Annotated in this window: 10 protein-coding genes; 8 read left to right on the forward strand and 2 right to left on the reverse strand. The window is 72.6% G+C overall.

Annotated elements, in window-relative coordinates; genetic code table 11:
• Nucleotides 1-453 precede the first annotated feature (453 nt).
• Complete coding sequence (gene topA / locus KBX53_RS07190) at nt 454-3,291, forward strand: type I DNA topoisomerase (protein ID WP_210858208.1); 2,838 nt, start codon at nt 454-456, stop codon at nt 3,289-3,291.
• A gap of 119 nt (nt 3,292-3,410) precedes the next feature.
• Here the strand turns inward: topA and KBX53_RS07195 are convergent, their stop codons facing one another.
• Entirely contained in the window at nt 3,411-4,727 is a 1,317-nt protein-coding gene (locus KBX53_RS07195) for a D-arabinono-1,4-lactone oxidase (protein ID WP_030334238.1), read from the reverse strand.
• 226 nt (nt 4,728-4,953) lie between these two features.
• Between KBX53_RS07195 and KBX53_RS07200 the strand changes: the two genes are divergently transcribed.
• Nucleotides 4,954-5,559: a TetR family transcriptional regulator gene (locus KBX53_RS07200; RefSeq protein WP_051708646.1), complete on the forward strand. Its 606-nt coding sequence runs from the start codon at nt 4,954-4,956 to the stop codon at nt 5,557-5,559.
• Between the two features lie 50 nt (nt 5,560-5,609).
• Here KBX53_RS07200 and KBX53_RS07205 read toward each other — a convergent pair whose 3' ends face one another.
• A complete protein-coding gene (locus KBX53_RS07205) occupies nt 5,610-6,818 on the reverse strand; it encodes an amino acid deaminase/aldolase (RefSeq protein ID WP_030334243.1) in 1,209 nt (402 codons plus the stop codon).
• A 308-nt stretch (nt 6,819-7,126) separates the two neighbouring features.
• Here KBX53_RS07205 and tmk point away from each other — a divergent pair, with 308 nt between their 5' ends.
• The 6 genes from tmk (at nt 7,127) to KBX53_RS07235 (ending at nt 13,081) form a co-directional block, all read left to right on the forward strand.
• Nucleotides 7,127-9,226 (forward strand): dTMP kinase, encoded by a 2,100-nt coding sequence (gene tmk / locus KBX53_RS07210; RefSeq protein ID WP_210858209.1) that lies wholly within the window; start codon nt 7,127-7,129, stop codon nt 9,224-9,226.
• Nucleotides 9,226-10,506, forward strand: coding sequence for a DNA polymerase III subunit delta' (locus KBX53_RS07215; protein WP_210858210.1), 1,281 nt, complete (start codon nt 9,226-9,228; stop codon nt 10,504-10,506). The genes tmk and KBX53_RS07215 overlap by 1 nt, the downstream gene beginning before the upstream one ends.
• Nucleotides 10,507-10,627: 121 nt before the next feature.
• A complete protein-coding gene (locus KBX53_RS07220; protein ID WP_007454690.1) occupies nt 10,628-10,957 on the forward strand; it encodes a YbaB/EbfC family nucleoid-associated protein in 330 nt (109 codons plus the stop codon).
• 1 nt (nt 10,958) lies between these two features.
• The gene (locus tag KBX53_RS07225) at nt 10,959-11,264 is read left to right on the forward strand and encodes a hypothetical protein (RefSeq protein WP_030334249.1); all 306 of its coding nucleotides are present in this window, start codon (nt 10,959-10,961) and stop codon (nt 11,262-11,264) included.
• Entirely contained in the window at nt 11,264-11,944 is a 681-nt protein-coding gene (locus KBX53_RS07230; protein ID WP_030334251.1) for a hypothetical protein, read from the forward strand. The genes KBX53_RS07225 and KBX53_RS07230 overlap by 1 nt, the downstream gene beginning before the upstream one ends.
• A gap of 297 nt (nt 11,945-12,241) precedes the next feature.
• Nucleotides 12,242-13,081 carry a regulatory iron-sulfur-containing complex subunit RicT gene (locus KBX53_RS07235; protein WP_210858211.1) on the forward strand — a complete coding sequence of 280 codons (840 nt, stop codon included), beginning with the start codon at nt 12,242-12,244 and terminating at the stop codon, nt 13,079-13,081.
• Nucleotides 13,082-13,083 lie beyond the last annotated feature (2 nt).

Raw genomic sequence — 13,083 nt, forward strand, 5'->3', positions numbered from 1 at the left:
CGGCGTACCGGATCGCCGGACGCCGCCGGTTGGCCCGACTCGCCGAGCTGGTCGGCGGACCGCCGCCCGCGGCACCGGTCGACGCCTGGCCCGCTCGGCAGTGAACCGGTCATTTCGCCCAGGTCGGCGGCGGCGTCCGGGTGTCCGGTGCCGGACAGCCGGCGGGTCGATCCAGGCGGAAAACGGGCGGGTCGGACCTCGGTCGTGAGTCCGCCATCGTCACAGTGACCCGCTTCGAGCCCTACTCACGGTGTACGGTGGCGCCGTCCGGCAGTGCCGAGCGCGGCGGGGCGGTGTCGACCGCCGCGTCGAAGCGGTTTGCGGCCCGCGAAACCCGAATCGCGGGCAACGCGTTACGTTGGACATCCGGACCGCCGGTGCTACGGCGGGGTCGAAAGCGGTCGCTGTCCGGGCGCCGGCAGGCCACGAGCAGGAGTGAGGTCGGGGAGAGACGTGCCGAGCAACGCTGGAACCACCCGTCTGGTCATCGTCGAGTCACCGGCGAAGGCCAAGACGATCTCGGGCTACCTCGGCCCGGGGTACGTCGTGGAGGCCAGCTTCGGTCACGTCCGCGACCTGCCGCGCAACGCCGCCGACGTGCCGGCCAAATACAAGAAGGAGCCCTGGGCACGGCTCGGGGTGGACGTCGACAACGGCTTCCACGCGCTCTACGTCGTCTCCGCCGACCGCAAGCAGCAGATCAGCAAGCTGGTGAAGCTGGCCAAGGAGGTCGACGAGATCCTCCTGGCCACGGATGAGGACCGCGAGGGCGAGGCGATCGCCTGGCACCTGGTGGAGACGCTCAAGCCCAAGGTGCCGGTCAAGCGGATGGTCTTCCACGAGATCACCAAGCCGGCGATCCAGGCGGCGGTGGCCAACCCCCGGGAGATCGACCGCGATCTGGTGGACGCCCAGGAGGCGCGCCGGATCCTCGACCGCCTGTACGGCTACGAGGTCTCCCCGGTGCTGTGGAAGAAGGTCATGCCGCGGCTCTCGGCGGGCCGGGTGCAGTCGGTGGCGACCCGCATCGTGGTCGAGCGGGAACGCCAGCGGATGGCCTTCCGCACCGCCGAATACTGGGACATCCTGGCCACCCTGGCGGTGGCCAACGCCGGCGAGGGTCCGCGCAGCTTCAACGCCACCCTGATCGCCCTGAACGGCGACCGGATCGCCACCGGTAAGGACTTCGAGCCGACCCCCGGTCGGGTCCGGGCCGGCGCCGGGGTCGTGCACCTCGACGAGAGTGGTGCCCGGGGTCTCGCGGCCCGCCTCGACGGGCGGCCGTTCACCGTCACCCGGGTCGAGGAGAAGCCCTACCGTCGTCGCCCGTACGCGCCGTTCATCACCTCGACCCTCCAGCAGGAGGCGGCCCGCAAGCTGCGCCTGTCCTCGCAGCAGACGATGCGCACCGCGCAGCGCCTGTACGAGAACGGCTACATCACCTATATGCGTACCGACTCGGTCAACCTGTCGGAGACCGCCATCTCGGCGGCCCGTCGACAGATCGTCGAGCTGTACGGCGAGCGCAGCGTTCCGCCGGAGCCGCGCCGCTACACCGGCAAGGTGAAGAACGCGCAGGAGGCGCACGAGGCGATCCGTCCGGCGGGGGACAACTTCCGCACCCCGGGCGAGGTGGCCAAGGAGCTGTCCGCTGAGGAGTTCAAGCTCTACGAGCTGATCTGGCGGCGCACCATCGCCTCGCAGATGACCGACGCGGTCGGCTCCAGCGTGTCGGTGCGCATCCGGGCGGTCTCCACCGCGCAGGAGGAAGCCGACTTCGGCGCGACCGGCAAGACCATCACCGACCCGGGCTTCCTGCGTGCGTACGTCGAGTCCAGCGACGACGAGAACGCCGAGGCCGAGGACGCCGAGCGCCGGCTGCCCACCCTGGCCAAGGACCAGCCGCTGACCGCCGACGAGCTGGCCGCGCAGGGCCACCACACCCAGCCGCCGTCGCGCTACACCGAAGCGTCGCTGGTCAAGGCCCTGGAAGAGCTGGGCATCGGCCGCCCGTCCACCTACGCGTCGATCATGCAGACGATCCAGGACCGGGGGTACGTCACCAAGCGCGGCCAGGCGATGATCCCGACCTTCCTGGCCTTCGCGGTGATCGGGCTGATGGAGCGGCACTACCCCCGCCTGATCGACTACGACTTCACCGCCACCATGGAGAACGAGCTGGACGAGATCGCCGGCGGTGACCACGCCGCCGTCGACTTCCTCACCGCGTTCTACTTCGGCAGCTCCAACGGTGCCGGCGACCAGGACATCGCCCGTTCCGGCGGGCTCAAGAAGCTGGTCACCGAGAACCTCAGCGACATCGACGCCCGCAGCGTCAACTCCATCCCGCTCTTCACCGACGACGACGGTCGCGAGGTGGTGGTGCGGGTCGGCCGCTACGGGCCGTACCTGCAACGGGAGCTGCCCGGCGGCGAGCAGCCGGCACCGGCAGCGGGTGAGGGCGAGGAGGGCGGCAGCCAGGGTGACCGGGCGCCGATCCCTGAGGGCCTGGCCCCGGACGAGCTGACCCCGGAGAAGGTGCACGAGCTGTTCCTCGGCGGCAGCGGCGAGCGCAAGCTCGGCGACGACCCCGCCACCGGCGAGCCGATCGTGCTCAAGTCCGGCCGGTTCGGCCCGTACGTCTCCAGTGGTGAGCGGAAGTCGTCGCTGCTGCGTACGCAGACACCGGACTCGTTGACCCTGGAGGAGGCGCTCAAGCTGCTCAGCCTTCCCCGGCTGATCGGTGTCGCGCCGGACGGCGTCGAGGTCTTCGCGAACAACGGCCGGTACGGCCCGTACGTGAAGCGGGGCGAGGAGTTCCGTTCGCTGGAGTCCGAGGACCAGATGTTCACTGTCGGCCTGGACGAGGCGCTGGCTCTGCTGGCCGCCCCGAAGGCCCGTGGACGGCGCGCCGCGGCACCGCCGCTGCGGGAGATGGGCGTGGACCCGGCGACCGAGAAGCCGCTGGTGATCAAGGACGGCCGGTTCGGCCCGTACGTGACCGACGGGGAGTTCAACGCGTCGCTGCGGCGCGGGCAGACCCCGGAGGCGCTGACCCTGGAGGAAGCCTCCGAGATGCTCGCCGAGAAGCGGGCGAAGGGTCCGGCGCCGCGGAAGAAGGCGGCGGCGAAGAAGGCGCCCGCGAAGAAGGCCACGGCCACCAAGAAGACGGCCGCGGCGAGCAAGTCCACGGCTGCGAAGAAGACGACGACGGCCAAGGCGACGACGGCGGCGAAGAAGGCCCCGGCGAAGAAGGCCGCTCCGCGCAAGGCCGCCACCAGCAGCGAGTAACCCCGGCGCGAGCCAACCGATCGGTGCCCGCGCCGGTCCGACTCCCAGACCTTGGACAGTTTCCGTTCCGACAGAGCGGAGACTGTCCAAGTTCTACTTGGCTCCGCCTGGGCGTGCCGTCAGGCGCCGAGGACGTGGTTCAGGTGGGGGCTGGCGAAGACGCGGTCCGGGTCGAGGCGGTCACGGACGGCCTGGAAGTCCGGGAAGCGGGGGTACGCGGTGGCCAGCGAGGCGGCGTCGCGGTAGTGCAGCTTGCCCCAGTGCGGGCGACCGCCCAGCCCGGCGGCCACCTTCTCGAAGGCCCGGAAGTACGGCTCGTACGGCATGCCGACGTACTGGTGCACGGCGATGTAGGCGTTGTCCCGGCCGTAGCCGTGCGACAGCCAGATGTCGTCGGCGGCGGTGAACCGCACCTCCACCGGGAAGAGCACTTTGAACGGCAGGCCGTCCACGATGCGCTGGAGCGCGGCGAGCGCCTCCGGCAGCGCCTCGCGGGGCAGGCCGTACTCCATCTCCACGAAGCGGACCCGGCGCGGGGTGCAGAAGACCCGGTCGGAGCGGCCGGTGTACTGCCGTTCGGTGAGGGCGCGGGCGGAGACCGCGCTGATCCCGGGGGCCAGCGCGGGCACGGCCCGGCCGAGCCGGCAGGCCCCGGCGAAGACCCGGTTGGACAGGAAGTCGTCGTCCATCCAACCGCGCCAGCGCGACAGCGGCCGGTCGTTGGCGGGTACCCGGTCGTTGGCCTTGACCTGGACCCGGGACGTGTACGGGAACCAGTAGAACTCGACGTGGTCGTGCCGGCCGATCAGCTCGGGCAGTTCGCCGAGCACGTCGGCCAGTTCGGCCGGGCGTTCGTGGGCGCGCAGGACGAAGGCGTCGACGCAGCGCAGGGTCACCTCGACCAGGACACCGAGCGCGCCGAGTGACACCCGGGCGGCGGCGAGGACGTCGGGATTCTCGTCGACGGAGCAGCGCAGCACCTCGCCGGCACCGGTGACCAGTGTGATCGCCTCGACGAAGGTGGAGAGGCACCCGTAGCCGGCGCCGGTGCCGTGGGTGCCGGTGGAGATCGCCCCGGCGACGGTCTGCGCGTCGATGTCGCCGAGGTTGGGCAGCGCGAGGCCGTGCCGGGCGAGCAGGCCGTTGAGCGCGTGCAGGGTCATTCCGGCCGGAACTGTGACAAGTCGGTGGGCGACGTCCACGCTGACCAGGGTGTCCAGCTCGGACAGGTCCATCCGCCGGTCGTCGGCGAGCGCGACGGCGGTGAACGAGTGGCCGCTGCCGGTCACCCGGATTCGAGCGCCGTCGGCCACTGCGGATCGGACGGCTTCTGCGACGTCGGTCGGCGAGCCGGGGCGCAGGATCGTGCTGGCGCTGCCACGCTGGTTCCCGGCCCAGTTGGACCAGCCAGCCCGGGGCGGTGCGATGCGAACCATGCGCACTCCTCATTCATGAATATGAACTGACTTCATATCAGGAACGTTGTAGCTGGTAAATACCGCAATTGCGATCCGCTCGTTGTACCGGTAGTCACGGACTCGTGACGTGGAGATATGTTCATCCGTCGAAGGGGGGTGGCGCAGAGTGTCCACACCAGCCGCCACGACCGGGCCGCTGCGCCGCGTACCGGTGCAAGGTCGAAGTGTCGCGCGGGTACAGCGCATGTTGGATGCCTGCGCCGAACTCGTCGACGAGGTGGGGTACGAGGGGCTGACCACCACCCTGCTCGCCGAGCGGGCCGAGGTGGCGATCGGGTCGGTCTACCAGTTCTTTCCGGACAAGCGGGCGATCGTGCAGGCGTTGACCCTGCGGACCATGGAGTCCTACCTCCAGCGCCTCGACGAGCGGTTCGCCTCCGACGAGATGACCCACTGGTGGGACGGCGTCGACGCGGGCATCGACGAGTACATCACGATGCACCGCACCGTCCCGGGCTTCCGTACCCTGCACTTCGGCGACGTGGTCGACCTGCACCTGCTCGACGAGCAGCGGGACAACAACGGCGTGATCGCCGACCAGTTGGCCCGGGTGCTCACCGAACGTTTCGGGCTCACCGACGTGCCCCAGCTGCGCTTCGTGCTGGAGATCGCGGTCGAGGCGGCGGACGCGCTGATCAAGCTCGCGTTCCGCCGGAAGTCCGACGGCGACGAGCGGGTGCTGCTGGAGGCGAAGGCGCTGATCCGGGAGTACCTGCACCGCCAGGTCGACGGCCCGGACAATGGCCGGTCCGCCGCCGGGAAACAGGCCGAGGCGGCCCAGCCCGTCTGAGTCGGCGCGGGGCGCGGCCCTCCGGCCGGCGGCGGGGCGGCCCTCCGGCGTCAGAGGAAGGCCCGCCCCTCACCCCGGTAGGTGGGGACCGTCGCCACCACCGCGTCCCCCTCGATCAGGTGCAGCTCGTTGACCCGTTCACACAGCTCACCTGCCTTGGCATGGCGGAACCACACCCGGTCGCCGACGCGCAGGTCAGCCGCCGCCGCTCCGGACAGCGGCGTCTGCACCTCGCCGGCACCCTCGGTGCCGACCAGCTTCAGCCCCGCCGGTAACCAGGGCCGGGGCAGCCGGCTGTCGGCGGCCGGTCCGGAGGCGATCCAGCCGCCGCCGAGCACCGTGGCCAACTCCGGCGTCGGCCGGCGGACCACAGTGCAGGCGAAGAAGGCCGCCGGGGTGGGCCGCCAGGCGCGGTACGCGTCGAACAGCGTCGGCCCGTACAGGCCCGATCCCGCGGTGACCTCGGTGACCGCGGGATCGGCGCTGGTCGCGGCCACGCTGCCGGTGCCGCCGCCGTTGACGAACTCCAGGTCGGCGTGCTCGCGTACCGCGGCGACCGCTGCACCACGACGGGCCAGCAGCTCGCGGTACGACCCGCGCTGGGCCAGCCTGATCGCGCCGGCCAGCAGCGTCTGCCCCGGCGGCGCGTCGCCCAGGCCGGCGATCTGCGCCTCGTACGACATGAGCCCGACCAGCCGGAAGCCGGGCCGACCGGCGACGGCCGCGGCGAGCGCTCCGGCGGCCCGCGCGCTGTGCACCGGTGAGCGGCGGACGCCGACGTGCACCCGGCCGCGCAGCGGTCGCCAGGAGGCGTCGAGATCCAGGCACAGCCGTAGCTCGGCGCGCTGCCCCGGTGCCGCGACGGCGTCGATGAGGTCGAGTTGGCCGGTGCCGTCGATCATCAGGGTGATCGCGGCGGCGAGCGTCGGGTCGGCGCCCAGCTCGGCGAGGGCGGCCCGGTCCCCGCTCGGGTACGCGACCAGCACGTCGTCGCTGACGCCGGCGCGGACCAGCCAGATCGCCTCGGGCACTGTGAACGCCATGATGCCCTGCCAGCCGGGCCGCCCGAGAGCTCGGCTGATCAACTCCCGGCTGCGGACGGACTTGCTGGCGAGGCGGACCGGCTTTCCGGCGGCGCGATCGGCCAGGGCGGCCGAATTGGCGTCGAAGGCGCTGAGGTCGACCACCGCGTACGGGGGGTCGAGATGGGCAGTCGCCCGGTCCAGGCGCTCGCGAAGTTTGTCGCTTTCGATGGCCACGTGTGCACGCTAACTGTCTGACGGAGAATGCGAAATACCCTCGCGTACGTCCGGGCTGCGGCCGGTACCTCCGGCGGCCTAGGCTCAGCGAGCAGGAGAATGTCGCCCGGAGGGTGGCCCCCACCCGGGTCTAGAGTGTTGCACCGGAGGTGCCCAGCGATGGGCCGGCACGTGGAGGTACGGCCATCGAAAGCCAGAACAGCGGCGAGTCGCCCGGCGTGTCGCGATCGAGCGACCAGTCGGGCAACGCCGCAAACCCGTCCAGCGGTGGTCAGGTAGATCCGTCCGGTTATGCCGCCATCCGGTCCGTGCTGCGCATCCGGCCGTTCCGCCGTCTCTGGATCGTGCTCGGCGCGGCCTCCTTCGGCGACTGGCTCGGTCTGCTGGCCACCGCCCTCTTCGCCGCCTCGCAGGTGCAGGGCAGCACCGCCCAGGGTGCCGCGTTCGGCGGGGTCACCGCGATCCGGCTGCTGCCCGCGCTGGTGCTCGGCCCGGTGGCCGGCGTCCTTGCCGACCGGTTCGACCGGCGCTGGACGATGGTCATCTGTGACCTGCTGCGCTTCGTGCTCTTCGCCTCCATTCCGCTCTACGCCCTCAGCGGCGCCGCCGGCGGCCTGGTGGTCGGCTGGGCGCTGATCGCCACCTTCCTGATCGAGTCGCTCACCCTGCTGTGGATTCCGGCCAAGGAGGCCGCGGTCCCGAACCTGATCCCCCGGGCCCGGCTGGAGGCGGCCAACCAGCTCACCCTGATCACCACCTACGGCCTCACCCCGGTCGCCGCGGCCATCGGCCTTGCGGTGCTCGACCGTGGCGTCCGTGGCGCCGTGGGCGGCGACCTGCCCTCCTGGGCCGAGCCGGCCCAGCTCGCCCTCTGGTTCAACTCCTTCTCCCGGCTCGCCACCGCGTTGGTGGTGGCGTTCGGGATCAAGGAGATCAGCGAGGCGCAGCGCGGCGAGGCGGAGCGCGCCGAGCAGAGCATGTTCCGGCAGTTCTCCGAGGGTTGGAAGTACATCGGCCAGACCCCGCTCGTCCGGGGCCTGGTGCTGGGCATTTTCGGCGCGTTCGCCGGCGGCGGCATCGTGGTCGGCACGGCCAAGTTCTTCGCCAACTCGCTGGGCGCCGGTGACGCCGCGTTCTCACTGCTCTTCGGCGCGATCTTCGTCGGTCTGGCGCTCGGCATCGGGCTCGGCCCGATGGTCGTCAAGGAGATGTCCAGGCGTCGCTGGTTCGGCATGAGCATCGTGCTGGCCAGCGCCGCCGTGATGACCCTCGCCTTCGCCATCCACCTGTCGATGGCGATCGTCGGCGCGGTGCTGGTCGGCGCGGGCGCCGGGATGGCCTTCCTGGCCGGCACCACCCTGCTCGGCGGCGAGGTTGCCGACGAGGTGCGCGGCCGGGTCTTCGCCGTGGTGCAGATCGGCACCCGGCTGGTGCTGATCCTGGCCATCGGGCTGAGCAGCGTGTTGGTCGGCGTCGGCGGCTCGCGCAAGCTGGAGATCGCTGACCTGGGCCTGTCCATCTCGTCGACTCGGCTGCTGCTGCTCGCCGCCGGTGCCGCCGGCATCTTCGCCGGGATCAGCGCGTTCGGCCAGATGGACGACAAGAAGGGTGTCCCCGTCCTCGCCGACCTGTGGGGCTCCATCCGGGGTCGTCCGCTGATGCCGGCCGAGCCGTTCGTCTCCGCCGGGCTCTTCGTGGTCTTCGAGGGCGGCGAGGGCGCGGGGAAGTCGACCCAGCTCACCGCGCTCGCCGAGCGGCTGCGCGGTCAGGGCTGCGACGTCGTGGTCACCCGCGAGCCGGGGGCCACCGGCGTCGGCCGGCGGATCCGGTCGCTGGTGCTGGACACCTCCGGCGACGACGCGCCCTCCCCCCGGGCCGAGGCGCTGCTCTACGCCGCCGACCGGGCGCACCACGTGGCCACCGTCGTCCGGCCCGCGCTGGTCCGGGGCGGCGTGGTGATCAGTGACCGGTACGTCGACTCGTCCCTGGCGTACCAGGGTGCCGGCCGTACGCTGCCCGTCGACGAGGTTTCCTGGCTCTCCTCCTGGGCCACCGGTGGGCTCAAGCCCGACCTCGTGGTGCTGCTCGACGTCGAGCCGCACACCGGCCTGTCCCGGGTGGCCTCGCGCAACACCGGCACCGACCGGCTGGAGGCCGAGTCGATCGCCTTCCACGAGCGCGTCAGGTACGCGTTCCTCGACCTCGCCGCCGCCGACCCGAAGCGCTACCTGGTGCTCGACGCGTCCCGGCCGGTCGACGAGATCAGCAAGCTGGTGGTCCGGCGGGTCGAGGAGATGCTCGGTAAGCCGGGCGGCATCGTGCACCCGCGCCCGGCGCCGGGCCCGGCCACCACGGGGCAGCCGGCGTTCTCCGACGCGGAGCTGGTGACGATGGAGCACAAGACCTGATGCCGGACGTCTTCGCCGACCTGGTCGGTCAGGACGAGGCGGTGGCGGAGCTGCGCCGGGCCGCCGCCGCGGCGGCGGCCGTGCTGCGGGCTGGCGTGGCCGACCGGGCACCCGCGTTGGTCGCCGCCGACCCGGCCAGCGGCGACGAGTCCGCGCTCGCGGCCGGCGACGCCGCGCCCGGTGCCGTGGACCCGTCGACCGGGATGACCCACGCGTGGATCTTCACCGGGCCGCCCGGCTCCGGTCGCTCGGTTGCCGCGCGGGCGTTCGCCGCCGCGCTGCAGTGCCGGCACGGCACCGGCTGCGGTGAGTGCCCCGGCTGCCACACCACGATGGGCGGCACCCACGCCGACGTGCGGATGGTGGTGCGGGAAGGGCTCTCCATCGGCGTCGGCGAGATGCGCGCGCTGGTGCTCCGCGCGGCCAGTACCCCATCCGGCGGGCGCTGGCAGGTGGTGATCATCGAGGACGCCGACCGGCTCACCGAGGCCGCCGGCAACGCGCTGCTCAAGGCGATCGAGGAGCCCCCACCGCGAACTGTCTTCCTGCTCTGCGCGCCGTCCACCCACCCGGACGACATCTCGGTGACCATCCGGTCGCGCTGCCGGGTCGTACCCCTGCGGCAGCCGCCGGCCGCCGCGGTGGCCGAGGTGCTGGTTCGTCGGGACGGCATCGCACCCGACGTGGCCCAGTGGGCGGCGGCGGCCGCGCAGGGCCACGTGGGTCGGGCCCGGCGGTTGGCCCGCGACCCGGAGGCCCGCAAACGGCGTGAGGCGGTGCTCGCGGTACCCCGCCGGTTGACAGGTGTCGGCGCGGCGTTCGACGCGGCGTCCGCGCTGATCGAGGCGGCCGAGGCGGAGGCCGCGGCGTCGGTCACCGAGGCCGACACGGCCGAACGGGCGGCTCTGGAGACCGCGCTCGGCGCGGGCGGTACCGGCCGGGGCGCGGCCGGCGCGATGCGGGGCGCCGCCGGGCAACTCAAGGAGCTGGAGAAGCGGCAGAAGTCCCGGGCCACCCGGGCCCAGCGCGACGCCCTGGATCGGGCGCTCGTCGACCTGGCGGGCTTCTACCGGGACGCGCTCACCATGGCGCTGCGCGCACCCGTCGCCCCGGTGCACACCGACACGGCGGCGCTGGCCGATGCCGGCGCCCAGAAGTGGGACGCCGAGGGGGCGCTGCGCCGGCTGGAGGCAGTGCTCGCCTGCCGCGCGGCGATCGAGGCGAACGTCAAGCCGCGGATCGCTGTCGAGGCGATGATGCTCGCCCTCTGGAAGGGCTGACCCGCACGTCCCGGCGTTGTCCACAGGCATCGACAGGTTCGATTGCTGTGCGGTACGGTCCGTGTGCCGTGGTGACGGTGGCAGCACACTGAGTGATGGATCGCCCGGGAGGAGTCGGCCGATGCCGCGGGGGGAGATCGACGAAGCCTGGATCGAGGAGGCGGTGCGACGCTACCGCCGGATCGAGTCCCTCCAGGCCGAGTTCGACCAGGCGGTGTCGACCGTCGAGGTGACCGTCCGGTCGCCGGACGGTCTGGTCGAGGTGGTGGTCACCGCCGGTGGGCGGATCACCGACGTCCGGTTCCTCGGGCCGCTGCACACCCGTAGTCCGCGCGACGTGGCCGGTTCCGTGCAGGCCGCGGTCACCGCGGCGGCCGACGCCGCCGAATGGGCCCGGGAAAAGCTGCACAACGAGACGTTCGCCGCCTACCGACCGCTCGCGGGGGCCTGAGATGGACACACTGCGTGCGCTCTCCGCCCGACTGGACGAGGCGAGCGCCACCCTCACCCTGGTCTCGCACACCGTCACCGCCAGCGATCCGGCCCAGGCCGCGTTCGGCGCCGACGCGCCGGGCCGACCGGGTGAGATCGGTCGGGCGCTGCACCGGCAGTGGACCACCGCCACCGACGACCGGGCCCGGGAGGCCCGCGCCGCCGCCGGTCGACTGGCCGCCGCCGCCGCGGCGGTGCGGGAGGCCGCCGACCGCTACGCCGAGGTCGACCGGGCGGCCCGCCGCCGACTCACCGGGGAACCGTGATGGACGCACTGGACCGGCTCGCCGAGCCCGGCCTCGACCTGCTCCGCCGGGTGGACACGCTGATCGCCGCCGGCGTGCCCGAGGGGCACCGGGTCTGGCCGCTGCTGCGCCGCATGCAGGTGCTGCCGGGCGACGCCGTCCGCAGCTTCCTCGACCTGCACCCGGTGCCGCTCGCCAGCGCCGGGCACGCGGTGCGCCGGCTCGTCCGGGGGTACGACGACGTCTGCGCCGCGCTCACCGACTCGGTGCTCTGGTCCGGCCCGGCCGCCACCGCGTACGGGCAGCAGCGGGCCGCGCTGCTGCGTCACCTCGACGAGGGGCCGGACAGCCTGGTCGGGCGACTCGACTCCACCGCCGGATACGCCGACGCCCTCGCCGACTGGGTGGAGGGCAGCCGTCTCGCGCTGGCCCGCACGTTGGCCGACGTGCTCCGCTCGGCCGAGGCGGTCGCCGTGGTCGCCGCCACCGCCACCCGCGCGCCAATGCGCCCCGGGCCGGTCGGGCCCGGCGTCGCCGACGCGGCCGAGATCGCCGCCCGGGTGCTGGCGGTGCTGTGCGTCGCGTACGACGGTGCGGAGACGCTGCTGCGACAGTGGGCGCCGAGTCTGGCCGAGACCGCGTGGCGTCCGCCGACGGACGGGCGACCCCGCTACGACCAGCCCACCCGGGTCGGCTGGTAACCCGAACCTCGGGCCCGCGCCGCCCCGGACAGGCCACGGCGTCGCTCGCGGGCACCTGACCTGAGCCGGTGCCCACGGCGACGCCGTGGTCTTCCCCCTGCACCCCCCGCAGGTCTGTCTCCACTCAACGCCGTCGCGGCACGTTTTGTCTCCTGCCCGGCCCCGGATTCAACCGTCCGGGCGAGGAGCAACGGCACGACGGGACGCCCGGCAATGGGTCGAGTCGACGGCGATGAATGGCAGCGGGGCGTAGCCGGCCGGTGCGCCCTGCGCCGCGACCCGTCGTAGGGTGGGGGGATGGGCATGCTCTGCGCGGTCAGCTTCAACCGGTACGGGCGGCTCTACTACCTCGACCCGGGTGACCTGCGTCCGCAGGTGGGCGACCGGGTGTTGGTGCCCACCGATGACGGGCCCGAGGTGGCGGAGTGCGTGTGGGCCGCGCAGTGGGTGACCGAGGACACCGACGGCTTCCCCCGCCTGGTGGGGCTCGCTGGCGACGACGACCTCCGCCGGGATGAGGCGTTGCGTCGGCGCAAGGCTGAGGCGAAGGTGGCAGCGAAACGGCTGATCCGCTCGCACGGCCTGCCGATGAAGGTGGTGGCGGTCGACCACGTGCTCGGCTCCGCCGAGAGCGGCGGCGAGCGCAGCACCGTCTACTTCACCGCCCCGCACCGGGTGGACTTCCGATCCCTGGTCCGCGACCTGGGCGCGACCCTGCACTGTCGGGTGGAGCTGCGTCAGCTCTCCGCCCGCGACTCGGCGCGGGTGCAGGGCGGCATCGGCTCCTGCGGTCGGGACCTGTGCTGCGCCACCTTCCTCACCGACTTCGAGCCGGTGACCATCCGGATGGCGAAGGACCAGGACCTGCCGCTCAACCCGCTGCGCATCTCCGGCGCGTGCGGCCGGCTGATGTGCTGCCTCAAATACGAGCACCCGCTGTACCAGCGCTTCCAGGAGACCGCCCCGGCGGTCGGCAGTCGGGTCTCCACGCCGGAGGGTGACGGCCGGGTGGTCGGCCACAGCGTCCCGAGAGACGCGGTGACAGTACGTCTGGACGCGGACGGCTCGCGCTCCATGTGCTCCCGTGCCGACGTCTGCGGCTCCCGTCAAGCCCACGACCAGCGCTACACCCCCTAACC

This window comes from Micromonospora sp. M51 (assembly GCF_018070305.1).
Taxonomy (GTDB): domain Bacteria; phylum Actinomycetota; class Actinomycetes; order Mycobacteriales; family Micromonosporaceae; genus Micromonospora; species Micromonospora parva.

Coding starts and splice junctions, on each gene's coding strand:
- KBX53_RS07195 (WP_030334238.1), bottom strand. CDS start 4,727: ATGGTTCGCATCGCACCGCCCCGGGCTGGCTGGTCCAACTGGGCCGGG.
- KBX53_RS07200 (WP_051708646.1), top strand. CDS start 4,954: ATGTTGGATGCCTGCGCCGAACTCGTCGACGAGGTGGGGTACGAGGGG.
- KBX53_RS07235 (WP_210858211.1), top strand. CDS start 12,242: ATGGGCATGCTCTGCGCGGTCAGCTTCAACCGGTACGGGCGGCTCTAC.
- KBX53_RS07220 (WP_007454690.1), top strand. CDS start 10,628: ATGCCGCGGGGGGAGATCGACGAAGCCTGGATCGAGGAGGCGGTGCGA.
- KBX53_RS07230 (WP_030334251.1), top strand. CDS start 11,264: ATGGACGCACTGGACCGGCTCGCCGAGCCCGGCCTCGACCTGCTCCGC.
- KBX53_RS07225 (WP_030334249.1), top strand. CDS start 10,959: ATGGACACACTGCGTGCGCTCTCCGCCCGACTGGACGAGGCGAGCGCC.
- KBX53_RS07215 (WP_210858210.1), top strand. CDS start 9,226: ATGCCGGACGTCTTCGCCGACCTGGTCGGTCAGGACGAGGCGGTGGCG.